General features: G+C 60.3%; 22 protein-coding genes. 10 read left to right on the top strand and 12 right to left on the bottom strand.

Features of this window, described 5'->3' with window-relative positions:
* Positions 1 to 66 precede the first annotated feature (66 nt).
* Positions 67 to 1,107: a D-xylose ABC transporter substrate-binding protein gene (xylF, locus tag QA644_RS12975; RefSeq protein WP_283068823.1), complete on the bottom strand. Its 1,041-nt coding sequence runs from the start codon at positions 1,105 to 1,107 to the stop codon at positions 67 to 69.
* A 224-nt stretch (positions 1,108 to 1,331) separates the two neighbouring features.
* Between xylF and QA644_RS12970 the strand changes: the two genes are divergently transcribed.
* The 6 genes from QA644_RS12970 (at position 1,332) to QA644_RS12945 (ending at position 6,610) form a co-directional block, all read left to right on the top strand.
* A complete protein-coding gene (locus QA644_RS12970; RefSeq protein ID WP_283068821.1) occupies positions 1,332 to 2,555 on the top strand; it encodes an ROK family transcriptional regulator in 1,224 nt (407 codons plus the stop codon).
* A gap of 272 nt (positions 2,556 to 2,827) precedes the next feature.
* Positions 2,828 to 4,237, top strand: coding sequence for a circularly permuted type 2 ATP-grasp protein (locus tag QA644_RS12965; RefSeq protein WP_022717103.1), 1,410 nt, complete (start codon positions 2,828 to 2,830; stop codon positions 4,235 to 4,237).
* Complete coding sequence (locus tag QA644_RS12960; protein WP_183922188.1) at positions 4,237 to 5,181, top strand: alpha-E domain-containing protein; 945 nt, start codon at positions 4,237 to 4,239, stop codon at positions 5,179 to 5,181. Before QA644_RS12965 ends, QA644_RS12960 begins: the two co-directional genes overlap by 1 nt.
* A gap of 12 nt (positions 5,182 to 5,193) precedes the next feature.
* On the top strand, positions 5,194 to 6,012 hold the full coding sequence (locus tag QA644_RS12955; RefSeq protein WP_074069161.1) for a transglutaminase family protein: 819 nt from the start codon (positions 5,194 to 5,196) through the stop codon (positions 6,010 to 6,012).
* A 99-nt stretch (positions 6,013 to 6,111) separates the two neighbouring features.
* Positions 6,112 to 6,342 (top strand): hypothetical protein, encoded by a 231-nt coding sequence (locus QA644_RS12950; protein WP_194727671.1) that lies wholly within the window; start codon positions 6,112 to 6,114, stop codon positions 6,340 to 6,342.
* Between the two features lie 4 nt (positions 6,343 to 6,346).
* A complete protein-coding gene (locus QA644_RS12945) occupies positions 6,347 to 6,610 on the top strand; it encodes a DUF1488 family protein (RefSeq protein WP_074069159.1) in 264 nt (87 codons plus the stop codon).
* Positions 6,611 to 6,622: 12 nt separating this feature from the next.
* Here the strand turns inward: QA644_RS12945 and QA644_RS12940 are convergent, their stop codons facing one another.
* The 9 genes from QA644_RS12940 to chvE form a co-directional block, all read right to left on the bottom strand.
* Positions 6,623 to 7,450 (bottom strand): transglutaminase family protein, encoded by an 828-nt coding sequence (locus QA644_RS12940; protein WP_283068815.1) that lies wholly within the window; start codon positions 7,448 to 7,450, stop codon positions 6,623 to 6,625.
* A gap of 90 nt (positions 7,451 to 7,540) precedes the next feature.
* A complete protein-coding gene (locus tag QA644_RS12935; RefSeq protein WP_283068813.1) occupies positions 7,541 to 8,416 on the bottom strand; it encodes a transglutaminase family protein in 876 nt (291 codons plus the stop codon).
* 44 nt (positions 8,417 to 8,460) lie between these two features.
* Positions 8,461 to 8,703 (bottom strand): hypothetical protein, encoded by a 243-nt coding sequence (locus QA644_RS12930; protein WP_074070348.1) that lies wholly within the window; start codon positions 8,701 to 8,703, stop codon positions 8,461 to 8,463.
* A 432-nt stretch (positions 8,704 to 9,135) separates the two neighbouring features.
* On the bottom strand, positions 9,136 to 10,875 hold the full coding sequence (araD, locus tag QA644_RS12925) for an L-arabinonate dehydratase (protein WP_283068810.1): 1,740 nt from the start codon (positions 10,873 to 10,875) through the stop codon (positions 9,136 to 9,138).
* A 59-nt stretch (positions 10,876 to 10,934) separates the two neighbouring features.
* Positions 10,935 to 12,368 carry an aldehyde dehydrogenase family protein gene (locus QA644_RS12920; protein WP_283068809.1) on the bottom strand — a complete coding sequence of 478 codons (1,434 nt, stop codon included), beginning with the start codon at positions 12,366 to 12,368 and terminating at the stop codon, positions 10,935 to 10,937.
* A gap of 71 nt (positions 12,369 to 12,439) precedes the next feature.
* A complete protein-coding gene (araD1, locus tag QA644_RS12915) occupies positions 12,440 to 13,435 on the bottom strand; it encodes an AraD1 family protein (RefSeq protein ID WP_039846868.1) in 996 nt (331 codons plus the stop codon).
* Positions 13,436 to 13,546: 111 nt separating this feature from the next.
* Positions 13,547 to 14,755 (bottom strand): multiple monosaccharide ABC transporter permease, encoded by a 1,209-nt coding sequence (mmsB, locus tag QA644_RS12910; RefSeq protein ID WP_283068808.1) that lies wholly within the window; start codon positions 14,753 to 14,755, stop codon positions 13,547 to 13,549.
* Positions 14,752 to 16,290 carry a multiple monosaccharide ABC transporter ATP-binding protein gene (gene mmsA / locus QA644_RS12905; RefSeq protein WP_283068806.1) on the bottom strand — a complete coding sequence of 513 codons (1,539 nt, stop codon included), beginning with the start codon at positions 16,288 to 16,290 and terminating at the stop codon, positions 14,752 to 14,754. Before mmsA ends, mmsB begins: the two co-directional genes overlap by 4 nt.
* A gap of 98 nt (positions 16,291 to 16,388) precedes the next feature.
* Positions 16,389 to 17,453, bottom strand: coding sequence for a multiple monosaccharide ABC transporter substrate-binding protein (chvE, locus tag QA644_RS12900; RefSeq protein WP_074069150.1), 1,065 nt, complete (start codon positions 17,451 to 17,453; stop codon positions 16,389 to 16,391).
* A gap of 272 nt (positions 17,454 to 17,725) precedes the next feature.
* On the opposite strand from chvE, the gene QA644_RS12895 reads away from it, so the two are divergent.
* Positions 17,726 to 18,730, top strand: coding sequence for a LysR family transcriptional regulator (locus QA644_RS12895; protein WP_283068805.1), 1,005 nt, complete (start codon positions 17,726 to 17,728; stop codon positions 18,728 to 18,730).
* A gap of 57 nt (positions 18,731 to 18,787) precedes the next feature.
* The gene (locus QA644_RS12890; protein WP_283068804.1) at positions 18,788 to 19,273 is read left to right on the top strand and encodes a hypothetical protein; all 486 of its coding nucleotides are present in this window, start codon (positions 18,788 to 18,790) and stop codon (positions 19,271 to 19,273) included.
* Here the strand turns inward: QA644_RS12890 and QA644_RS12885 are convergent, their stop codons facing one another.
* Positions 19,274 to 19,510, bottom strand: coding sequence for a hypothetical protein (locus tag QA644_RS12885; protein WP_283068803.1), 237 nt, complete (start codon positions 19,508 to 19,510; stop codon positions 19,274 to 19,276).
* Between the two features lie 153 nt (positions 19,511 to 19,663).
* Between QA644_RS12885 and iolG the strand changes: the two genes are divergently transcribed.
* Positions 19,664 to 20,656 (top strand): inositol 2-dehydrogenase, encoded by a 993-nt coding sequence (gene iolG, locus QA644_RS12880; RefSeq protein ID WP_283068789.1) that lies wholly within the window; start codon positions 19,664 to 19,666, stop codon positions 20,654 to 20,656.
* Positions 20,657 to 20,828: 172 nt separating this feature from the next.
* A complete protein-coding gene (locus tag QA644_RS12875; RefSeq protein ID WP_074069146.1) occupies positions 20,829 to 21,719 on the top strand; it encodes a DMT family transporter in 891 nt (296 codons plus the stop codon).
* Positions 21,720 to 21,725: 6 nt separating this feature from the next.
* Here QA644_RS12875 and QA644_RS12870 read toward each other — a convergent pair whose 3' ends face one another.
* Positions 21,726 to 23,501 carry a radical SAM protein gene (locus QA644_RS12870; RefSeq protein WP_283068787.1) on the bottom strand — a complete coding sequence of 592 codons (1,776 nt, stop codon included), beginning with the start codon at positions 23,499 to 23,501 and terminating at the stop codon, positions 21,726 to 21,728.
* Between the last annotated feature and the right edge of the window lie 236 nt (positions 23,502 to 23,737).

Below are 23,737 nucleotides of genomic sequence, written 5' to 3'. Positions count from 1 at the left end.
CGCATCCGGCGCCGCAACGGTTTGCCGTTGCGGCGCCGGCACTGTTTTCAACCTGTCGGCAGCGATTTAGTTGCAGGCAGCAACCGAACCGGCTTTGACGCCCTGGCAGGCTTCCGCCTTGCTGATCCAGCCGGCGTCGATGACCACGTTGAGGTTGTCCTTGGTGATCGGCAGCGGCTTCAGGAAGACGGACTGCATGGCGACGCCCTTCGGGCCGCCGTTGAAGGTCTCAACGCCTTCGATCTTGTCCATGGTCTTGCCGGCGGCGAGATCGAGGGCGATTTCGGCAGCGCGCTTGCCGAGCTCGCGCGAGTCCTTCCAGACCGAGACCGTCTGGGTGCCGAGGGCGACGCGGTTGAGTGCTGCCTTGTCGGCGTCCTGTCCGGAGACCGGGACTGAGCCAGCGAGACCCTGTGCGTCGAGAGCGGCGATTGCGCCACCGGCCGTGCCGTCGTTCGAAGCAACAACGGCGTCAACCTTGTTGTCGTTGGCGGTCAGGAACTGTTCCATGTTGCGCTGCGCGTTTTCCGGCTTCCAGCCGTCGGTATAGGCTTCGCCGACACTCTTGATCTTGCCGGCGTCGACTGCTGCCTTCAGCACTTCCATCTGGCCCGAGAACAGGAAGTCTGCGTTCGGGTCGGACGAGGAACCCTTGATGAAGACGTAGTTGCCCTCAGGCTTTGCGTCGAAGACGCCCTTTGCCTGCATGCGGCCGACTTCCTTGTTGTCGAAGGTGATGTAGAAGGCTGCCGGATTTTCGATCAGGCGGTCGTAGCCGACCACCGGGATGCCTTCGGCGGCGGCCTTTTCGATGGCGGGAGCGATGGCATCGGAGTCCTGCGCAAGCACGATGAGGGCGTTCGCGCCCTGCGAGATCAGCGATTCAACGTCCGTCAGCTGCTTTGCGGCAGACGACTGGGCGTCAGCAGAGATGTATTTTGCGCCCTTGGCCTCGAGGGCCTTCTTGATGGCGGCTTCGTCGGTCTTCCAGCGCTCTTCCTGGAAATTCGACCAGGAAACGCCGACGACGAGATCGGCAGCCATGGCCGCCGTGTGCACGGAAATGAGGATGGCCGTGCCGGCCATCAGCTTCAAAATAGACTTCATATTGTCCTCCCGAATGAATTGCGGTCGACCCAGCCCGAATGTTTCCTCCGGCCGCCGCGGATCGCTGTCCAGAAATCGATGAATTATTTTCTCGACAGTCGAGAAATTTAGTGTCAGAGATTTTTTCAACTGTCAACACCGCACTACCGGCTAAATTCCATTGCGAAAATCGGCTGGAGATTCGGTGTGAAAGCGGGGCGGAATACGGGGAGAGGGCGGCATTCATGCTGACCAAATCGAGCACGGAGCTGGTCCGGCAGAGGAATAGCGTGCTGGTGCTTTCCGCTCTTCGCCGCCACGGTGCGGTCGCGCATACCGAGATTTCCGACTACACGCGCCTGTCCTCCGCGACGGTTTCTGCGATCACCGCCGATCTCGAAAAGGCGCAGATCATCGAGAAATCGGAGCACCAGGCGGCAAGCGGAAGAGGACGGCCACGCGTGCTTTTCCGGCAGCGGCGGGACTGCGGCTATCTGATCGTGGTCATCATCTCGTCGGACGCCGTGCAATATTCGCTGGTGGATTACGCCGGCAAGCTGATCGATCGCTTCAGCGAGGAACGTTCGCATGACCCTGCGGGGGCGGCGCGCTTCGCGGCGGCGGTCAAGGCGGGTCTGTCACGTATCCTGGAGCGTTCCAGGATCAGCCGCAACAAAGTCTTGCTGATCTCAATCAGCAGCAAAGGGCTAGTGAATTCGCTCGAGCCCGTGCTCGTCTGGTCGCCGATCTTCGGCAGCGAGCAGATCGATTTCGAATCGGCGCTGCGTCCGGAATGGCAGGCGAAGATTATCCTGGACAATGAAACACTGCTCGTCGCCGCCGCGCTCGGCGCGCGCGAGGAGAATGTAAAGGGCGAGGATTTCCGCTCGCTTGGCGCACTCTCGCTCGGCCACAGCATCGGGCTCGGCATTGTCAGGCGCACGCCGCATGGCGGCCACGAGATATCGGCGCCGAATTTCGGGCATATGCTGCACATGGCCAATGGCGGTCTCTGTCGTTGCGGCGCCAAGGGATGCATTGAGGCGCATGCCGGGTTCTATGCGATCCTTCGAACGGCCTTCGAAGTGCCGCTCGATACGATCCCGGCAAAATTCGTGCCGGTCGCCGAACTCGACAAGATCGCCGCGCAGGCTCGCCAGGGGCATCGCATGCCGGCCTTCGCCTTCCGCCAGGCGGGCCTCGCGCTCGGCAACGGGCTGTCGCGCGTGCTGAGCCTGACGGAGCGCATGCCGATCGCAATCACCGGGCCGGGCACGCGCTACTACGATCTGCTGCGGCAGGGGATTGAGGAGGGCCTTGGGCAATCGCATATAGTGCGCATGGAAGGCATGCCGGAATTGCGAGTGGTCGCAGACGAGCAGAACCTTGTCTTCGAAGGACATCTGAACCGGGCGCTTGGCGTGATCGACGAAGATATCGTCAATGCAGGCGGACCGGGGCACGGCTGAGCGATCGGCCCTTGCGGGCGCACTCCACGCAAAGTCCACTGGCGCGATTTGCCTCGACGAGGCGGGCGGAAAATAATCACATGCCCACTTTTTGGTCGTGCTCGCTCGACCGGCCGTCCAGGCCCTCGCGATGCAGCCGCCTAAATGCCCGGTTTTTCGGCTGTTTTTGGCGCCGAGGGGGATTTTAGGAATCTTCTCTTCGAACTGTGCATGGTTCTTGCATTGCCTTTTGCATTGTATTCAAATGAACAAAAAGAAGGGGAGCCACACCTTTGGCATTTGATGAAATGATCACCGGGGATGAAAATCCCCGTCAGCCATATGAGAAATATTTCGAGTGGTACAATGCCCAGGACAGGGCGCATCTGATTGCCAAATCTCGCGACGCGGAAAACATCTTCCGGAAAACCGGCATCACCTTCGCAGTTTACGGACATGCGGATTCCTCGGAGAAGCTCATTCCCTTCGACATCATCCCGCGCATTATTTCCGGCCGCGAATGGCGGAAGCTCGCTCAGGGCATCGAGCAGCGCGTGATTGCGCTGAATGCCTTTCTGGACGACATCTACCACAAGCAGGAGATCATCCGCGCCGGCCGTATTCCGCGTGAGCTGATCGAGAAGAACGATACGTTTCTTTCCGAGATGATCGGCTTCCGCCCGCCCGGCGGCGTCTATACGCATATCGTCGGCACCGACATCGTGCGCACCGGCGAGGATCAGTTCTACGTGCTGGAAGACAATGCCCGCACGCCGTCCGGCGTCAGCTATATGCTGGAAAACCGGGAAACCATGATGCAGATGTTTCCGGAACTCTTCCACGAGAACAAGGTCCAGCGCGTCGAGGACTACCCGTATCTGCTGCGCCAATCGCTTGCCTCGCTCGCCCCTCCCGGCTGCAAGGGCAAGCCGCGCGTCGCCGTGCTGACGCCCGGCATCTACAATTCCGCCTATTACGAGCATTCGTTCCTCGCCGACATGATGGGCGTGGAACTGGTCGAGGGGGCGGATCTGCGCGTCATCGACGGCAAGGTGAAGATGCGCACGACCCGCGGCTATGAGGCGATCGACGTGCTTTATCGCCGCGTCGATGACGACTTCCTCGATCCGCTGACATTCCGTGCCGATTCCGCCCTCGGCATTCCGGGCATCATGGATGTCTACCGCTCCGGCAACATCACCATCGCCAATGCGCCGGGCACCGGCATCTGCGACGACAAGGCGATCTATTCCTACATGCCGGAGATCGTCGAGTTCTATACCGGCCGGAAGGCGCTTCTCGAAAACGTGCCGACCTGGCGCTGCTCGGAGGCCGACAGCCTCAAATATGTGCTGGAACACCTCGAAGAACTCGTCGTGAAAGAGGTGCATGGCTCCGGCGGCTACGGCATGCTGGTCGGCCCGACGGCCTCGAAAAAGGAGCGGGCCGATTTTGCCGAAAAGCTGAAGGCCCGACCGAACAACTACATCGCCCAGCCGACGCTGTCGCTCTCCACGGTGCCGATCCTCGTCAACAAGGGCATCGCACCGCGCCATGTGGACCTGCGGCCCTATGTGCTGGTTTCCGACAAGGTGCAGATCATTCCGGGCGGCTTGACCCGCGTCGCGCTGAAGCAGGGCTCGCTGGTCGTCAATTCGAGCCAGGGCGGCGGTACCAAAGACACTTGGGTATTGGAGGATTGATGCTCGGAAGAACTGCAAACGGACTCTACTGGATGTTCCGTTACATCGAGCGCGCCGAGAATATCGCGCGTCTTATCGATGCCGGCCTGCGCATGTCGCTTACCCGAAGCGGCACAGGCGACGACGACTGGGATGGCGTGCTGCAGAGTGCGGGTGTCCGCGAAGCCTACGACGAAGGGCACGCCAAACTCACCAGGGTCGATGCGATCGACTATCTGCTGCGCGATCATTCGAACCCGTCGAGCGTGATGTCGTGCATCGATTCCGGCCGCAACAACGCCCGCATGGTTCGCACGGCTCTGACGCGCGAGACCTGGGAGGCGACCAACGAATGCTGGATCGAGCTCAAGGCCCTGCTTTCCAAGCGCCTCAAGGCGGCCGAAATGCCCGAGGTCATCGATGTCATCAAGCGGCGCGCGGGCCTTATCCGCGGGGCCTTTCATGGCTCGATGCTGAGAAACGAGCTCTATAACTTCGCGCGCATCGGCACCTTCATCGAGCGGGCGGACAATACGAGCCGCATTCTCGACGTGAAGTACTACGTGCTGCTGCCATCCATCTCGCAGGTGGGGTCCTCGATCGACAATGTGCAGTGGGAATCGATCCTGCGTTCGGTTTCAGCGCACCGTTCCTATAGCTGGGCCTATGATGAGGAGTACAAGGCGGCCAATATCGCCGACTTCCTGATCTTGAATGGCCAGATGCCGCGGTCGCTGGCCTATTGCTACGAAAAGATCGTCAGCAACCTCGGCTATATATCGAGCAGTTACGGTGGTGAGCGGCTGTCGGCCCACGATACCGCCGACGCCATCCGGACATCATTGCAAACGAGGCAGATCAAGGACGTCATGGACCAGGGGCTGCACGAATTCCTTGAGGATTTCGTCAATCGCAACAACCAGCTGGGCATGGAAATTTCCGACGGCTATCGGTTCTACGTATAAGCGGGGCATGAGATGAGACTGAAGATTAGCCATGTCACCGAATACCACTACGACGAGCCGTCGCAGTTCTCGCTGCAGCGGCTGCGCCTGACACCGCCCTCAGCCTTCGGTCAAAGCGTTTTGAACTGGTCGTTGCATGTCGAAGGCGCCAAGCCAGAGGTGGAGTATGACGACCAGTTCGGCAACCATGTGAACCTCGTCTCGCTGCAAGGCGAACAGCAAGTGACGCGCATCGTCGCCGAGGGTGAAGTCGAAACCGAAGATCGCAATGGAGTGACCGGCCCGCATACAGGCTTCTGCCCGCTTTGGCTGTTCCTGCGCGACACGCCGCGCACCAAGCCCGGCAGGCTCATCAGGGAACTCATACGGACAGTAAACGGCGACAATGAACTCGCGCTGATGCACGCGCTGATGGGGGCCATTCACGAAGCGGTCGACTACAAGCCGGGAACTAGCAACACGGACACGACCGCCGAACAGGCGATGGAGAAGAAGAGCGGCGTTTGCCAGGACCACGCCCACATCTTCGTTTCGGCGGCCCGCGCACTGCAGGTGCCGACGCGCTATGTCTCCGGCTACCTGATGATGGAGGGAAAGGCGGAGCAGGCCGCGACGCATGCTTGGGGCGAAGCGCACATTCCTGGCCTCGGCTGGGTCGGCTTCGATCCGGCAAACGACATCTGCCCCGATGCCCGCTACGTCCGCGTCGCTTCCGGCCTGTGCTACCGCGACGCAGCCCCTGTTTCCGGCATGCGCATCGGCACGCCGGGCGAGAAACTCTCGGTCATGGTCAAGGTCGAAGATCAGGGCCAGATGCAAAGCCAGAGCTGATGGCCAGCGTGGCTTAAAACTATTCGCAGAAAAGAAGATCGGACGATCTTCATTTTGGCGTTACTTAGATTTCGGCTCAAAGCCGTGCTATAATAAGCCATGGCTTATTCTTCGAAAGATCTGGAGCTTTCCCGCCGGCGCGTGGCGGAAGACAGAAAGCACATCGCGGCGCAGGAAGCCCATATTGCGGGTGTTTTACTGCGGGGAGAACCGACCTCGCTGGCCACAGAACAGCTCGTCGATTTCAATCAGCAACTGCGTGCCCACACTTTTGAATGCGATCTGATCGCTGCAGCTCTTCGCGCTGACCGCGCTCATTTGGAGGACTAACCGAATGACGCTTATCTTTCCCAACAGAAGCCGTACTTTCGACGAAACGAGGAAGGCTGTACGCTTTACCGGCTACGACGGCATGTTCGAAATCAGGTTTCTCGTCGAAGCAGCCGCGCTTGGACAATCCGCTGCGGCGAACGCTTCGGAGCTTGCCTGTCTCAATGCCTTTGACGCCGCACGCTCTACGATCCAGGAAGCAGCCGCCAGAGCCTATGCAAATCGGCGCGGAAACAATCTGACGCTCACCGCACGGGATTTCCGCTGATCGTGAAAATGTTCAGGAGATGGCGTCGTTATCGCTGGGCACCGCTTCCGTCACGACATCGAACTGCTTCAATACAGCCGGACCGAAAGCGGTCGAGATGGCCACATCCGTCGCATCGCGGCCGGTTCCCATCAGTATGCGGCCGATGCGCGGAACGTTGTGCCGGGCATCGACCGTATGCCAGTGGCCGCCCAGATAGACTTCGAACCAGGCACTGAAATCCATCGGCGCGGGATCGGGCGGCACGCCGATATCGCCGAGATATCCTGTGCAATAGCGCGCTGGTATGTTCAGGCAGCGGCAGAGCGTTATGGCAAGATGCGCGAAGTCGCGGCAGACGCCGGTCTTGTCGCAATAGCCACCATGCGCAGTACGGAGTAGATCGGCTTTCAGGTAGTCGAATTCGATATGGCCGTGCACGAAATCGGCAATGGCCTGCACCCGCGGCCAGCCGGGTTTCGTCTTCGAGAACGTCGCCCAGGCGAAATCGCTCAACCGGTCCGTATCGCAATAACGGCTGCCGAGAAGGAAAACGAGCACGTCGTCCGGCAGGTCCTTGATCTCGTGTTGCTGCGCATCCAGCGGCACCGCATCCGGCTGGCCGCTGTCGTAGATCTCGAACACGGTCGAAATCGTGGTCAGTCCCGGCGGGGCGACGATGCGTGTGCAGGAATTCCCGAAACTATCCGTGTAGTTCCACGCCGCGATCGGCTGGCTGAACGACAGCACCTGATCCGTCAGAAGGTCGGGACGCCGCGAGGGGTGGACATTGAGGACGAGAAGCATTGGCGTTGGCTGTACACATTCATAGCCGATCGTGAAACCAGCGCGAATCTTCATGGAAGCTCCTTCGTTCAGCAAGCCCGCAGGCCATCAAGGAACGCCAGCAGAACCTTTCGGTTCCACAGGGAAGAGACCCTTCGCCAGATTTTACTGTTGGGTGGTGACGTTGACCTGCACAACCAGGTCGTCGAAATCGTCCGCCGCTCCGTCATAGCTGCCCCAGAGCGGAACCGCCTGGCGAGGATCGCGCGCAACGCCGACGCGGATCAGATCGTGGTTGCCGACGATGCCGTTCGTGGGATCGAATTCCACCCAGCCGGCGCCCGGGAGATAAACCTGGCACCAGGCATGCGTCGAGCCGCCGCCGAGCGTCGTCGAGCCGTCGCGATCCGGCACGTAGATATAGCCGGTGACGAAACGGGCGGCCAGGCCAAGCGAACGCGCCGCTTCCATCATCAGCAGGGCAAAGTCGCGGCAAGTTCCCTGCCGCATCATCAGCGTCTGGATCGGCGCCTGCGTTCCATGTTCAGAGCGGCGGGCATAGATGAAACTCTCGTGGATCGCATAGCAGAGCGTCATCAGGACGTGGCCTGTCTGGCCCGACGAGCGTGTTCCGACGAACTGATGCGCCCAGTGTGCGACCGCACCACCCGGATCCTCGTAGTGGCGCGTGATCGTACAGGAAAGGTCCGTCATCTCCTCGTTGTCGTAGGAAAAAGGGTAGGTTAGCGCCTTTCGATCGATTTCGAGATCGAGCGGCACCTGCGGCGTGTGGTCGAGGCGAATATTGGTCTCGAACCGCAACTGATCGGCCGGCCGGTCTATATCCACGAGCGCAATGCAATTCCCGAAGACGTCGTGTATCCAGCGGATTCCTGCCGGTTCCGGATCGATCGTCATCGTTGCATCCAGAAGGCGCTGGTCGAAGCTGTCCCGCGGGCGGAAAAGCACGCGGTGCTGGCCAAAGGCAACAGGCCGTTTATAGGAATAATGCGTGATGTGCTTGACGGAATAAACGGTCATCCTGCCTCGCCCGCCCCGGAGCTTTGATACGATAAGGGCTATGGCTACTCGAATTCCGGCACCAGACCTGAGCGGAACAGGATCACCGATGGGCCTTGTTCGCCGATGGCATGGTTTTTCTCGCTGCACCAGACGACGACCCCATCATAATCCTTGACGAGCGTCTGTGCGATATAGACGGCCGTTTCTTCCCTCTTCATCTGCCGAGGCTCGAATGCCGGAATCAGGGTACCGTGCTCATCCTTGTTGAAGGCGCTGAGCACAATCGATTTTTGCACTCCAGGCATGGTTCCCTCCCTACCGCGGTAACGGCGACGAGGCGAGAACGTTCCGGAAGAAATGCGGTTCGCAAAGAAAAAGGCGGAACTTTCGTACCGCCTTTTGACGCTGGTGACCGTTTGGCCCCATGGGCTGCGCGGTCCATCGGGATCTTCGAGCCGCGCGGGCCGACCAGGAAATCGACGTCACGCTTATCGGCCTGTATGACTGTTTGATGTAAGCTGGCCATAGCTCGCCCTCGAACGGCACTTGCGGCTTGAACCAGGCGGCGGCGCGTGGCCAGTTCATCGAAAACCTCGAGCTGGATGGTGCGTAAGGGCCTGGATCGGCGCCGCCATGGCAGTCGGCGACGCGGCGCTGAAGCGCCTTTTCTTTCCACCAACCAACGAAAAAGGCGGGCTTCACCCCGCCTCATCGATTTGCTGTCTCGATGCGCTCCGCTAGTGGCTGTCCTTGCCGACCGCGTTTCCGCGACATCCCTTGAGGAAGTCGAGGTCGGCACCGGTATCGGCCCCTTCGACATGCTGCTGGTGCAGCCAGGCATAGCCGGACGTCGGCAGATCATGGTTCGGCTGCCATTCGGCGAGCCGCCGGGCCAGCTCCTCCTCAGAAATGTCGAGATGCAGACGACGGTTCGGCACGTCCATCTCGATCATGTCGCCGTTTTTCACCACCGCGAGCGGCCCGCCGACCGCCGCTTCCGGGGAGGTGTGCAGCACGACGGTGCCGTAGGCCGTTCCGGACATGCGGGCGTCGGAGATGCGCACCATGTCGGTGATGCCCTTCTTGAGCACCTTGGGCGGCAGGCCCATGTTGCCGACCTCGGCCATGCCCGGATAGCCCCTTGGTCCACAGTTCTTCATGACCATGACACAGGTTTCGTCGATGTCGAGGCTGTCGTCGTTGATCTTGGCCTTGTAGTCGTCGATGTCCTCGAACACGACCGCCCTGCCACGGTGCACCATCAGATGCGGGGAGGCGGCCGAAGGCTTCAGCACCGCGCCCTTCGGCGCCAGATTGCCGCGCAGCACGACGATGCCGCCCGAAGAGGTCAGTGCCTTTTCGGCAGGCAGGATCACATCCTCGTTCCAGTTGACGACGTCCTTGACCTCATCCCACATGGTTTCGCCGGATACCGTCAGCGCATCCTTGTGCAGGAGGTCCGCCTCGCCGAGGCGCTTCAGCACCACCGGCAGGCCGCCGGCATAGAAGAACTCCTCCATAAGGTACTTGCCCGACGGCATCAGGTTGACGATGGTCGGGACCTCGCGGCCGCAGCGGTCCCAATCGTCCAGCGAAAGATCGACGCCGACCCGGCCGGCCATGGCGAGCAGGTGGATGACGGCGTTGGTCGATCCACCGATAGCCGCATTGGTGCGGATGGCGTTCTCGAAGGCCTCTTTCGTCATGATGTCAGAGGGCTTCAGATCGTCCTTAACCATCTGAACGATACGCCGGCCGGTGAGCTGCGCCATCACCTTGCGGCGGGAATCGACTGCTGGGATCGCGGCGTTGCCGGAAAGCGCCATGCCGAGCGCCTCGGCCATGGAAGCCATGGTAGAGGCGGTGCCCATGGTGTTGCAGGTGCCCGACGAACGGCTCATCGAGGCCTCCGCCTCGAGGAACTCGGCCTGCGTCATCTCGCCAGCCTTCACCATTTCGGAAAACTTCCACAGATGCGTGCCTGAGCCGACGCGTTCACCGCGGAAATAGCCGTTCAGCATCGGCCCACCCGTGACGACGATCGAGGGCAAGTCGCAGGAAGCTGCCCCCATGAGAAGCGACGGCGTGGTCTTGTCGCAGCCGACCATCAGCACGCAGCCATCGATGGGTTGGCCCCGGATCGCCTCCTCCACCGCGAGCGCGGCAAGGTTGCGATACATCATCGCCGTCGGGCGAAAGGTGTTTTCGGATGCCGAGAACACCGGCACCTCGACCGGGAAGCCGCCTGCTTCCCATACGCCCGCCTTCACCTTCTCGGCGAGCTCTCGCAAATGACCGTTGCACGGCGTCAGATCCGACCAAGTGTTGAGGATGCCGATAACCGGCCGTCCGTCGAACAGGTCGTGTGGATACCCTTGGTTCTTCAGCCAGCCGCGGTGATAGATCACGTCTCGGCTCGTGCCGCCGTACCATTCCTGCGACCGCAGCTTACGCGGCCATTCAGCTTTCTTTTTCATAGTCTCTGTCCTTCACGGCTTCCAGTTCGCCTCGCGCGACCCGGAAGCCGATGATGTCGTTACGCCAGGGTGTAAGCGGTCTTGACGGTTGTGAAGAATTCGGCGGCGTATTTGCCCTGCTCGCGCGAGCCGTAGGACGAGCCCTTGCGTCCGCCGAAGGGAACATGGAAGTCGACGCCGGCGGTCGGCAGGTTGACCATGACCATGCCGGCTTCGGCATTGCGCTTGAAGTGCGTCGCGTGCTTGAGGCTGGTGGTCGCGATGCCCGACGACAGGCCGAACGGCGTGTCGTTGGCGACAGCCAGCGCCTCTTCGTAATCCTTGACGCGGATGACCGATGCCACAGGTCCGAAGATTTCCTCGCGGGAAATGCGCATCTGGTTGGTCGCTTCGGTGAACAGCGTCGGCTGCAGGTAGAAGCCGGGCGTGTCACGCGCGATCAGCCCGCCGCCGAAGGCAAGCTTGGCGCCTTCCTTTTTGCCGATCTCGATGTAATCGGTGTCGGTCTTGAGCTGTCTCTCGTCGACGACCGGGCCGATATGCGTGCCGGTCTTCAGCGCGTGATCGACGTTCAGTGTCTTCAGCTTCTCGGTCATGGCCGCCACGAACCTGTCGTGGATGCCTTCCGTCACGATCAGGCGAGACGATGCCGTGCAGCGCTGGCCGGTCGAAAAGAAGGCCGAGTTGGCCGCCGCTTCGACGGCGACGGAAAGATCGGCGTCATCGAGGATGACCATCGGGTTCTTGCCGCCCATTTCGAGCTGAATCTTGCGATTATGCTCGATCGAGGAAACCGCGACGCGCTTGCCGGTGCCGACGGAGCCGGTGAAGGTGATGCCGGCAAGGTCGGGGCTGTCGAGCATCGTCTGGCCGACGATCGAGCCCTTGCCCATGACGAGGTTCAGCACGCCCTTCGGCAGGCCTGCACGGTTGAGGATGTCGACGATCGCCCAGGAGCAGCCGGGTACGAGTTCGGCCGGCTTGAAGACGATGGTGTTGCCGTAGCAGAGCGCCGGGGCGATCTTCCAGGCGGGGATCGCGATCGGGAAGTTCCAGGGGGTGATGATGCCGATGACGCCGAGCGGCTCGCGGGTGATCTCGACGCCGATGTTCGGACGCACGGAGGGCACGACTTCGCCGGCAAGGCGCAGCGCTTCGCCTGCGAAGAATTCGAAGATCTGCGAGGCGCGGATCGTCTCGCCGATGGCTTCCGGCAGTGTCTTGCCTTCTTCGCGGGCAAGCAGCGCGCCGAGTTCGTCCTTGCGCGCCATGATCTCGTCGCCGGCCTTCTTGAGGATGACGTGGCGTTCCCAGATGCCGGAACGCGACCAGGCCGGGAAGGCGGCCTTGGCGGCGGCGATCGCGTTCTTGGTGTCGGCGGCGGAGCCGCTGGCGTAGAGGCCGACGACCTCCTTCGTATCGGACGGGTTGATGTTTTCGACGGCGTCGGCGCCGGTCCATTCGCCGGCGATCAGGTTTTGATAAATGGTCATGGGCTGAACGAGCCTCCTTTACCCTTTACAGAGTGGTCCGGCCGCAGATCGCGGCCAGCCCAGCGCAAAATTCAAAGCTGCTTCACAGCGATATTTTCCTCGGCGGCAACCTTCAGCGGATTGCGCAGCGGCAGGCCGAATTCGGCAACCTCGATTTCGAAAACATCGCCTTCTTCCGTCTTGACGCCATCTGCGAAGGAGAGCGTCGCCGTGCCGAACATGTGGACGTGAACGTCGCCCGGGACGCGGAAGAGGCCATACTTGAAGTGGTGATATTCGAGGTTCGCGAAGGTGTGCGACATGTTCGCCTCACCGGAGAGGAACGGCTTTTCGAAGATCACCTTGTCGCCGCGCTTGATGCGCGAGGTACCGCGAATGTCTTCCGGGGCAACGCCAATGCGGATTTCCGGACCGAAGCTTGCGGGACGCAGCTTGGAGTGGGCGAGATAGAGATAGTTGATCCGCTCGGTGACGTGGTCGGAAAATTCGTTGGAGAGCGCAAAGCCGATGCGGAACGGGGTACCGTCCTTGGCAATCACGTAGATGCCGGCCATTTCCGGCTCTTCGCCGCCGTCAAGCGCGAAGGAAGGGGAGACGAGGGGAGCGCCGGGCGCTGCAGCGCCGTAGCCGTTGCCCTTGTAGAACCATTCGGGCTGGACGCCCTTTTCTCCAGCCTTCGGCTTGCCGTTCTCGATGCCCATCTTGAACATCTTCATCGAGTCCGTGAGCGTTTCTTCCGCGGCCTCGGTGGTCTTCTTGTGCATGGAATCGCGGGTCGCCGCTGAGCCAAGGTGCGTGAGGCCCGTACCCGTCAGATGCAGGTGAGCAGCATCCGGATGCGTGATCGGCGGGAGGAATTTGCCTTCGGCATAGGCCTTTTCCAGATCGACGGCATCGCCATAGCCATGCGCCTCGATGATGGAAACGAGCGACTTGCCGGCGTCTGCAGCTTCCATTGCCAGCGCGTATACGCTGCCTGCATTCTTCACGGCTTTCGCTGCACCGCCCGGCTCACGCACGGCGACGATGATCTCTCCGTTCGAACCCTTGATCTGCGAAATAAGCACGGCTTTCATCCTCTTTAGCTGGGTGCGGAACAGCTCCGCCTCTCCGGCTCCCGAGGGAGCCGGAACTGGTCGTTCTCATGACTGCAAATGCGAGGACTGGCGCCGGAGCGCTTAGCCCTTATTCTTGTTATAAACGTCGAAGAAGACGGCGGCCAAAAGCACGAGGCCCTTCACCATCTGCTGGAAGTCGATACCGAGGCCGACGATCGACATGCCGTTATTCATGACGCCCATGATGAACGCGCCGATGACGGCACCGGTGATCTTGCCGACACCGCCGGAGGCCGAAGCGCCGCCGATGAAGCACGCCGCGATGACGTCGAGCTCGAAGCCCACGCCTGCCTTCGGCGTTGCCGAGTTCAGTCGAGCCGCCACGATCATGCCTGCGAGACCGGCAAGAACGCCCATGTTGACGAAGGTGTAGAAGCTCAGGCGCTCGGTGTTGATACCGGAGAGCTTGGTGGCCTTTTCGTTGCCGCCCATCGCATAGACGCGGCGGCCGATCGTCGTGCGACGCGTTACAAATGCATAGGCTGCGATCAGCACGAGCATGACGACGAGAACGTTCGGCAGGCCTCTGTAGGTCGAAAGCTGATAGCCGAGGAAGAGAATCGCCAGGGAAACGACGGCGTTCTGGGCGATAAAGAAGCCCATCGGCTCGACATCGATGCCGTGGCTCTCATTCACTTTGCGGCGGCGCCAGGCAAGGTAAAACAGCACGACCGGAATAATGAGTGTCAGGATCAGCGACGTGGATTGCACCGGCGTTCCGGCGATGTCGATCATGCTGCCCGGCAGGAAGCCGGTGCTGATGATCTGGAAATCCTTCGGGAACGGGCCGATGTTTTTGCCCCCGAGTACGAAGAGCGTCAGGCCGCGGAAGACCAGCATGCCGGCAAGCGTCACGATGAAGGACGGGATGCGGTGATAGGCGATCCAGTAGCCTTGGGCGGCACCGATGATGCCGCCGATGATCAGGCAGAGAATGCCCGCCACCACGAAATTCATCTGCCACGTGACCATCATCATGGCGGCGAGGGCGCCGACGAAGGCGACAATCGAGCCGACGGACAGGTCGATATGGCCGGCCACAATGACGAGCAGCATCCCGAGCGCCATGATGACGATGAACGAGTTCTGCAGAACGAGGTTCGTCAGGTTGACCGGCTTGAAGAGAATGCCGCCGGTGTAGAACTGAAAGAAAACCATGATCGCGACGAGCGCAATGAGCATGCCATATTCACGGATATTGCCACGGATATAGTCGGCAACGGAAACGACGTTGCTTTCCTCGGCGGCTAGAGGGTTGACCGGAGTCATTGTTTCTTCTCCCCTGAGCGCATGATAGCGCGCATGATGGTTTCTTGGCTCGCCTCTCCCTTTGGCAGTTCCGCAACGATACGTCCTTCATTCATGACATAGATGCGGTCGCACGTGCCAAGCAGTTCCGGCATTTCCGATGAGATCATCAGAACGCCTTTGCCGTCGGCGGCGAGCTGGTTGATGATAGTATAGATTTCGTATTTTGCACCGACATCGATACCGCGGGTGGGTTCGTCGAGGATCAAGACATCGGGATCGGAGAACAGCCACTTGGACAGCACGACCTTCTGCTGGTTGCCGCCCGAGAGATTGACCGCTTCCTGGAAGATGCTGGAACTGCGGATGCGCAGCTTCGAGCGGTAGTCCGATGCGACCTTGGATTCCCTGATGCTGTCGATGACCGTGGCGTTCGAGACCCCGGCTAGATTGGCGAGCGTGGTGTTGTGAACGATGTTCTCGCCGAGCACGAGGCCGAGATGCTTGCGGTCCTCGGTCACATAGGCGAGACCGGCGTCGATCGCCTTGCGGACGGTGCTGACATCGACCTGCTTGCCATGCATCAGCACTTCGCCGCTGACCTTGTGGCCATAGGACTTTCCGAAGACGCTCATGGCGAATTCAGTGCGGCCGGCACCCATCAGGCCGGCGATGCCGACGACTTCGCCCTTGCGGACGCTGATGTTGACATTGTGCAGCACCTGCCGATCGCGGTGATGCTGGTGATAGGCGTTCCAGTTCTTGACTTCGAGGATCGTTTCGCCGATCGGCACGGAGCGCGGCGGATAACGATCGGCAAGCTCGCGGCCCACCATGTTCTTGATGATGATATCTTCGCTGATTTCTTCGATGTGACAGTCCATCGTCTTGACCGTCATGCCGTCGCGCAGAACCGTGATCTGGTCGGCAACCTTGCGCACTTCATTCAGCTTGTGGGTGATGATGATCGAGGTGAGGCCCTGGTTGCGGAACTCGATCAGCAGGTTCAGCAGCGCATCTGAGTCGCTTTCGTTGAGCGATGCCGTCGGTTCGTCGAGGATCAGGAGCTTCACGCTCTTCGACAACGCCTTGGCAATCTCGACGAGTTGCTGCTTGCCGACGCCGATGTCGGTGACAAGCGTGTCGGGAGATTCGCGCAGGCCGACTTTTGCGAGCAGCTGCCGCGTGCGGTTGAACGTTTCCTGCCAGCTGATGATGCCACTCTTGGCATTCTCATTGCCGAGGAAGATATTCTCGCCGATCGACAGAAGCGGCACGAGCGCCAGCTCCTGATGGATGATGACGATGCCGATTTCTTCCGAATCCTTCAGGACCTTGAAGTTGCGGACGTCGCCTTCGTAGACGATCTCGCCATCGTACGTGCCGGCCGGGTAAACGCCGGAGAGAACTTTCATGAGGGTCGATTTTCCGGCCCCGTTCTCGCCCACCAATGCGTGAATTTCACCCTGACGAACCTTAAGGTTCACGTTCTCAAGCGCTTTTACGCCCGGGAACGTCTTGGTGATGTTCCGCATTTCGAGGATTGTATTGTCCATAGTCAAAATCCAACGCCAACAGCCGGAAATTCGGCGCGACGATCATAAAAGTGAAGACCGGAACCCGCAACCAGCGGATTCCGGCCAACTTGGTACAGTTACTTCAGCTGGTCAGCCGTGTAGTAACCGCCTTCGACGAGAACCTTCTCGTAGTTGGTCTTGTCGACCGCTACCGGCTTCAACAGGTAAGACGGAACAACCTTGACGCCGTTGTCGTAGGTCTTCGTGTCGTTGACTTCCGGCTCCTTGCCGGACATGACAGCGTCAACCATTGCAACGGTGACCTTGGCGAGTTCGCGCGTGTCCTTGAAGACTGTCGAGTGCTGTTCGCCAGCAATGATCGACTTCACGGACGGAACTTCAGCGTCCTGGCCGGAAACGACCGGGAGCGGCTGATCTGGGGTGCCGTAGCCGACGCCCTTCAACGACGAGATGATGCCGATGGAGAGACCGTCGTACGGAGACAGGACGGCGTCGACCTTGGCGTCGGTGTAGTTAGCCGAGAGCAGGTTGTCCATGCGGGCCTGGGCCGTTGCCGCGTCCCAACGCAGCGTGCCGACCTTGTCCATGCCGGTCTGGCCGGACTTCACGACGAGCTTGCCGCTGTCGATGTAGGGCTGCAGGATAGACATTGCGCCGTCGTAGAAGAAGAAGGCGTTGTTGTCGTCCGGCGAACCGCCGAAGAGTTCGATGTTGAACGGACCCTTGCCATCCTTGAGGCCGAGGGCGTCAACGATGGAGGTTGCCTGCAGAACGCCAACCTGGAAGTTGTCGAACGTTGCATAGTAGTCAACGTTGGCCGAGTCGCGGATCAGGCGGTCGTAGGCGATGACCTTGATGCCGGCGTCATGAGCCTTCTGGAGAACGTCGGAAAGCGTCGTGCCGTCGATGGCGGCGATGACGAGAACCTTAACGCCCTTGGTGACCATGTTCTCGATCTGAGACAGCTGGTTCGGAATGTCGTCGTCTGCATACTGCAGGTCGGTGCCGTAGCCCGCTGCCTCAAGCTGCTTGACGATGTTGTTGCCGTCGTCGATCCAGCGAGCGGAAGACTTCGTGGGCATTGCGATGCCGACGGTCCCCTTGTCCTGCGCCAGTGCCGGCATAACGAATGAAGCGACGCCGAAGGCGGCCGCAGCCATCAATGAGATAATGGATTTCATTTCTCTCTCCCTTGTTAATAGACGGCGGACGAATAGTCGCCCGCCACGAAACTGTGGCAGGTTCCGTAGATTGGATAGTTACTTCAGATGGTGAGAAACGAAGTAGGTCTCCTCCACGATCTCACACGTGTTGAGTGCCAACCAGCACACGGCCGCAAACTCGTATGGAATCTTATAACTGTCAAATAGAATAAGTGGTAAAGTGCATAACAAATTTGGTATATCGTTAAAAAGTATTACTTTTGATGGAAGGCGGATGGGAGGCCGCAACCATGGCGATTGTTTCCGGGTCGATTTCCGAGGATCGGATCGATATCCACAGCGATAATATTGGCGATGATGCCTTTCTGCGTGCGGGCTTGAAGCTGAATCACCTGCGCATAATCGTCGCAATCGAAGATAGCGGACAGATTTCCGCGGCGGCGGAGATCCTGAACATCTCCCAGCCTGCCGCCTCCAGAATGCTCGCTGAAATGGAATCGATCGTTAAGACGCCGCTTTACGAACGAATCGCCCGCGGTGTCGTGCTGACGACTTTCGGACAAGCACTCGCCAGGCGTGCACGAAAAATTCTGCTGGAATTGCGCGAGGCCAGCCGCGAGATCAGCGAATTGAAGAGCGGCAAGGGCGGTTCCGTCTTCATCGGCGCGGTTACAGCGCCGGCCATGAGCCTTGTTGTTCCGGCCATCGACAAGGTTCGCAAGGCGTTTCCGGGCATCGAGATCAACATTGAGGTCGAGACCAGCAACGTTCTCGCGCGGGAATTGCTCGCCGCCAGGCACGATTTCATCATCGGCCGCATTCCCGACGACGTTAATCCGCGACTCTTCGAAGTGCGCGAGATCGGCATCGAAAAAGCCTGTCTGATCGTGCGCAGGGACCATCCGCTCCTCAAGAAGAATGCGAGCAGCCTCGCCGATCTCCATGGTTACGGGTGGGTCTTCCAGCCGCCGGGCACGCTGCTCCGGCGGACGCTGGAGGATATCTTTCTGGCGGCGGGCGTGCCGTTGCCGGAAAATATCGTCAATACGTCTTCCTTGCTGCTCACCTGCGCGATCATCTGCGAGACGGACGCGATCGCACCCGTGGCGCTGGATGTTGCCCAGTTCCTCGCCGGCCAGGATGCGAAGGCATCCGACGTGCGCGTGCTGCCGACCGATTTCAAGATCGACGTAAAGCCCTACAGCCTCATCACCGCACGCGAGCGCGCCCTGCCTCCGAGCGCGCGGCTTCTCTACGACCTCATCCTCGAGGAAAGCCGGAAGCAGGGAGGCTGAGCGCAAGCCCGGCGCCATGCTGGCGGTGTTCAATGCGCCACTTCGAAGGGAAGGGGCATGTTGTTCGGGCAATCGGTTTTTCAATCCGTTCTGGAGCGGCTGAAAGCAGAAGAAGAGAGCGAAGACGAGGCAGAGGCGTCCGTCGCGCATCGCGTCCATGGCTTTACCACCGGTCTCGCCTTCGACGTGATGGAGGGCGTATCAGCGGCCTCGCAACGGGCGGGCCAAGGCTATCTCGATAATCTGGAACTGGAGACGCCTGTTGCCGGGGCAGACGAGGACATCCAGGCGCAGCCCCTTGCGGAGCCTGAGCCGGAACCCGTCATGCCGGAACATCTTGCGCGCACTGCGCCTGCCGATATCGCTGCGGAGCTCTCCATCACAGCCGCCGATACGCTGCAGACGCTGAACGAAAAGCGCCGTGCCTTTGCCAAGTCGAACCATCCCGATCGCGTCGCGCCTGCATTCCGGGAGAATGCAACGAAGCGCATGATGCTCGCGAACCTGCTGATCGATGAAGCCGTGCGGCGTCGCGGCCGCTGATTATTCGGGGTCCGTCTCTTCCGGTTTGGGAGCCTCGGCGGGTTCGGCGGGTGGCTGCGGCTTGAAAGTCCAGAAGAGCATGTAGAAAGCATAGACGCCGGCGCCGGCCGACAGCACGCCCCAGAACGGGTCGCCGGTAATGAACTCCAGCGCCGCCCAGCCCAGGCACAGGCCCACGATCAGCGCCCGCACCCAGACGCGGCGGTAGGCCGGATGGTTTGGATCTATCAGCTGCATGTGTCCCCCGGTCATATTTCGATCACTTGTCTTTAGGATGGATTTCGAGAATGTGAAAGGGCAACGGGCTTGACGGCTCGAACAGAAAATGGAATGAAAATTCCACAATTGTCACAATTCGGTTTATTTGTTCCGAATTCCAGGGAGGTTCTCATGACAGTCAGATTTGGTCTTCTCGGCGCCGGCCGCATCGGCAAGGTTCACGCGAAAGCCGTGAGCGGCGACGCGAATGCGAAGCTCGTCGCCGTCGCCGACGCGCTTCCTCAGGCGGCTGAAGCGATCGCTTCCGCTTATGGCTGCGAGCTCCGGACGATCGAGGCGATCGAGGCGGCCAAGGATATCGACGCCGTCGTCATCTGCACGCCGACCGACACGCACGCGGATCTGATCGAGCGCTTCGCGCGGGCCGGCAAGGCGATCTTCTGCGAAAAGCCGATCGATCTCGACGTTGCCCGTGTCAAGGCCTGCATCAAGGTTGTCGATGAGACTAAGGCGAAGCTGATGGTCGGTTTCAATCGCCGCTTCGACCCGCATTTCATGGCCGTGCGCAAAGCAATCGACGACGGCCGCATCGGCGAGGTCGAGATGGTGACAATCACCTCGCGCGATCCCGGGGCCCCGCCTGTCGACTACATCAAGCGCTCTGGCGGCATCTTCCGCGACATGACGATCCACGACTTCGACATGGCCCGCTTCCTGCTTGGCGAGGAGCCGGTCTCGGTAACCGCAACGGCCGCTGTCCTTGTCGACAAGGCAATCGGCGAGGCGGGCGACTATGACAGCGTTTCGGTCATCCTGCAGACGAAGTCCGGCAAGCAGGCGATCATCTCCAACTCCCGCCGCGCCACGTACGGCTACGACCAGCGCATCGAAGTGCACGGTTCGGAGGGAATGGTGGCGGCCGAGAATCAGCGTCCGGTCTCGATCGAAGTCGCCAACAGTGACGGCTACACGCGCCCGCCGCTGCACGACTTCTTCATGACCCGTTACACGGAAGCCTACGCCAACGAGATCGCAAGCTTCATCGCCGCAGTCGAGAAGGACGCAACGATTTCGCCCTCCGGCGCCGACGGCCTTTCCGCGCTGGCGCTCGCCGATGCGGCGGTCCAGTCCGTCAAGGAAGGCAAGCTCATCAAGATCGGCTGACGGCAACTCCCGGCCGCAAGCCGCGCATGAGATGGCCGGGCAGACGCCCGGTCATTTCCGCTTTTTGCGCCAATCATCAGCGAAACTTGAAATAAGTATCAATGCTTCGCCTTTGACGCGAGGGCGCTTGGGGGCTATCAGCGCCCGATACCGCATTGCCCCCAGGCCTCCCATGACCCTTGATCGTTTCGCTCCCGCCATTTTTGTCCTGCTTTGGTCCACCGGCTGGGTCGTCGCGAAATATGCAGCACGCCATTCGGAGCCCTTCACCTTCCTCGGCATCCGTTATGCGCTTTCGGCGCTGGCGTTTTTCGGTCTCTGCTGGGTGCTGAAGGCGAAATGGCCGGATCGCGCGACGGTTCTGCGCGCGATCTATTCCGGTTTCTTTCTGCACGGATTCTATCTTGCCGGCCTGTGGTGGGCGATTGCCAATGGCGTTGCGGCTGGCATTTCCGGGATCATCGCCGCGCTGCAGCCTCTGCTGACGGCGATGGTGGCGCCCTTCCTGATCGGCGAACGCCTGCAGCCCACCCAGAAGTTCGGACTTCTCCTCGGCTTCTTCGGCATAGCGATCGCCGTTTCCCCGAAACTTTTCGATCCAGCCTCCGCGAGCCTCGTTCACGCTGCGGTGCCGCTCGCGATCAACCTAATCGCCATGGTCTCCGTCACATACGGCACGATCTACCAGAAGAAACACTTGCAGACGGGTGATCTCAAGACGATCGCGACGATGCAATATGTCGGGGCGCTTATCGTCACCCTGCCGCTCGCGCTCGCCTTCGAGCGCCTGCATTTCGATGCAACGCCAGAGGCTTTCGGCGCGCTGATCTGGTCGGTCTTCGGCCTGTCGATGGGCGGGATCGGGCTGCTTCTTTACCTGATCCGCCGCGGCCAGGTCTCGCGGGCCGCATCGCTGATCTACCTGATGCCGCCAACGGTCGCGATCGAGGCCTTCATCGCTTTCGGCGAACCGCTGACCGTGCCGCTGATCATCGGAACGATCGTGGTCGTCACCGGCGTCTATCTGACGAACCGGAAAAGCGCCCGGATGGCTGAGGCTTGATCAAGCCTAATGGTTGGCATGGGTCAACTGCGCGATTTTCCGCACATGCGTGACGGCCGCGGTACCGCCGGCTGTCTTGGTGAACAGATCGAGCTTCTCTTCCTCGCTGTCATCAACCGGCGTCAGCGCCTGGTCCATGTAGTTTTTTGATGCCGGATTTCTTTTGATGAGGAACGCAGTTGCGCTCATGCGCAGGATGGAGCCTGCCAACGCGACGTGCTTGGCAACGGTTTCCCACACGAATTGCGGCCAGAAGACGAGGGGATGCTGCTGCGGCAATCCGGGCCGCCGTTCCGAGGGGTGCTTCAGCCGCAGCAGACCGCTTTGCAGGGGATGCACTTTTTCGAGCGGCACCGTTGTTGCAAAGGACACCAGCACCTTGACGAGGCTTGCAAGCGGCAAGCCGCTCGCAACGGCCCGGCGCAGCAACGTCTTCACATGCTCCGGCGAATAGTAAAGCGACCAGGCCTCGTGATAGATGCTCTCCCATTCCTGCCGGCTCATCTTCTCGTGCGCAGTGCAGACATGTTCGACGTCATAGGTATTGAGGTCGGCGTCCATCGGGATACCCTTGCGCCAGAGTGTCTGGTGATCCTCCGAGCCCGGCAGCGGCGTCAGGACGAAGAACTCGATGATATCGAGCGGCAGCTCGTGCTGAATGATCTTGATGTCGCGGCGAATGGTTTCCGGCGTGTCGGAAGGAAAGCCGAGGATGTAACCTGCGAGCGTCATGATGCCCTGCGCTTTCCAGGCGAGCAGCATCTTCCGGTATTCGGTGATCTTGTTCTGGTTCTTCTTGGCGGCCGTCAGGTTGTCCGGATTGACGTTCTCCAGGCCGATGAAGACCCGCGTGACGCCGGCGCGTTTTGCCTTTTCGATGAAGTGCGGGATCTTGTGACAGAGCGTATCGACCTGGATCATTAGGCCGAGCGGGATGCCATGCCTTTCCTTCAGTTCGATCAGCCGGTCGAAGATCGCTTCCCAGTCCCTGTTGCGGGCGAAGTTGTCGTCGGTGATGAAAAATTTGTGGATGCCCTGCGCCCAGTTCATCCGCACCAGCTTTTCGATATCGTCGGTGGAGCGGAAACGTGATTTGCGGCCCTGCACATTGATGATCGTACAGAACGAGCACTGGTAGGGGCAGCCGCGGCCGGCATCGAAGCTGCTGCTTAGCCCGAGCGTGTGTTCGACATTCTTTTTGGGCAGAAAGGGCACAGGCGTGCCGCCGATGCCCGGAAGGTCGTTCATGAAATTGTAGACCGGCTCGAGCTCGCCATAAGCCGCGTCCTGCAAGACCTTGTCGAGCCTGCCTTCGGCCTCGCCGGCGAACATCGAAATGCCCATCTCCCGGCAGGCGTCGAGTTCGACCGCCTTGCCGTCGAGCATCGAAAGGCAACCGGAAACGTGAAAGCCGCCCATCGAGACTGGAATGCCCGCCGCGCGAAACGGCCGGGCAATGTCGAGCGCCCGCGGATACTGGTTCGACTGAACACCGACCAGCGCGACCATGCCGAAATTACCGTGCTGCCTCAGCAGCGCGAGCAGTTCCGGAATATGCACGCGTGTATTGGTTTCGTCGATCACCTTGATGTCGATGCCGACGCCGGGGCCGAGCACTTCGCGCTCCGCGCAGTCTGCCGCAATGCCAAAGAGAGCCGCCAGCGAGTTCGAAGGGATCATGGCCCGCCACCAGCGGATCACATAGCCGTCGTCGTCATAATGCGACGGCTTGAGCAGAATGAGCTGAAAGCGGCGGCTGCCGGACGCTACGGGTGATCGCAAGGTCTATCTCTCTTATTGAATAAGCAGTCTGTCGTTGAATGCACTCAATGAGGGCCAGTGTCGCGAAGGCGCTGGCATGCAACCGGAATTGCTAAGATCGGCAGATATGCCCGGAAAATAGCAATGCAGATTGCGATAGTGTTCGCATGTCGCCGGCGCGCAGTCCTTTGAGACCGTCTCGCCGGGGTAAGCCGTTCACCTAGGCTTAAAGCAAAAAAAGGCCGGAAGCTACCCGG

It is taken from the genome of Rhizobium sp. CC1099, from assembly GCF_029714385.1.
Lineage (GTDB): Bacteria > Pseudomonadota > Alphaproteobacteria > Rhizobiales > Rhizobiaceae > Rhizobium.
Note: the sequence above shows the minus strand (reverse complement) of the source record. Positions and strands in the feature narration are given on the sequence as shown.

Bases quoted from the DNA above. Each gene is read 5' to 3' on its own strand.
- QA644_RS12960 (WP_183922188.1), top strand. From the start codon at position 4,237: ATGCTCGGAAGAACTGCAAACGGACTCTACTGGATGTTCCGTTACATC.
- QA644_RS12945 (WP_074069159.1), top strand. From the start codon at position 6,347: ATGACGCTTATCTTTCCCAACAGAAGCCGTACTTTCGACGAAACGAGG.
- QA644_RS12930 (WP_074070348.1), bottom strand. From the start codon at position 8,703: ATGCCTGGAGTGCAAAAATCGATTGTGCTCAGCGCCTTCAACAAGGAT.
- mmsA (WP_283068806.1), bottom strand. From the start codon at position 16,290: ATGGACAATACAATCCTCGAAATGCGGAACATCACCAAGACGTTCCCG.
- QA644_RS12935 (WP_283068813.1), bottom strand. From the start codon at position 8,416: ATGACCGTTTATTCCGTCAAGCACATCACGCATTATTCCTATAAACGG.
- QA644_RS12920 (WP_283068809.1), bottom strand. From the start codon at position 12,368: ATGACCATTTATCAAAACCTGATCGCCGGCGAATGGACCGGCGCCGAC.
- QA644_RS12940 (WP_283068815.1), bottom strand. From the start codon at position 7,450: ATGAAGATTCGCGCTGGTTTCACGATCGGCTATGAATGTGTACAGCCA.
- QA644_RS12885 (WP_283068803.1), bottom strand. From the start codon at position 19,510: ATGCAGCTGATAGATCCAAACCATCCGGCCTACCGCCGCGTCTGGGTG.
- araD (WP_283068810.1), bottom strand. From the start codon at position 10,875: ATGAAAAAGAAAGCTGAATGGCCGCGTAAGCTGCGGTCGCAGGAATGG.
- mmsB (WP_283068808.1), bottom strand. From the start codon at position 14,755: ATGACTCCGGTCAACCCTCTAGCCGCCGAGGAAAGCAACGTCGTTTCC.
- QA644_RS12875 (WP_074069146.1), top strand. From the start codon at position 20,829: ATGACCCTTGATCGTTTCGCTCCCGCCATTTTTGTCCTGCTTTGGTCC.
- QA644_RS12970 (WP_283068821.1), top strand. From the start codon at position 1,332: ATGCTGACCAAATCGAGCACGGAGCTGGTCCGGCAGAGGAATAGCGTG.
- QA644_RS12955 (WP_074069161.1), top strand. From the start codon at position 5,194: ATGAGACTGAAGATTAGCCATGTCACCGAATACCACTACGACGAGCCG.
- iolG (WP_283068789.1), top strand. From the start codon at position 19,664: ATGACAGTCAGATTTGGTCTTCTCGGCGCCGGCCGCATCGGCAAGGTT.
- QA644_RS12890 (WP_283068804.1), top strand. From the start codon at position 18,788: ATGTTGTTCGGGCAATCGGTTTTTCAATCCGTTCTGGAGCGGCTGAAA.
- chvE (WP_074069150.1), bottom strand. From the start codon at position 17,453: ATGAAATCCATTATCTCATTGATGGCTGCGGCCGCCTTCGGCGTCGCT.
- QA644_RS12895 (WP_283068805.1), top strand. From the start codon at position 17,726: ATGGCGATTGTTTCCGGGTCGATTTCCGAGGATCGGATCGATATCCAC.
- xylF (WP_283068823.1), bottom strand. From the start codon at position 1,107: ATGAAGTCTATTTTGAAGCTGATGGCCGGCACGGCCATCCTCATTTCC.
- QA644_RS12950 (WP_194727671.1), top strand. From the start codon at position 6,112: ATGGCTTATTCTTCGAAAGATCTGGAGCTTTCCCGCCGGCGCGTGGCG.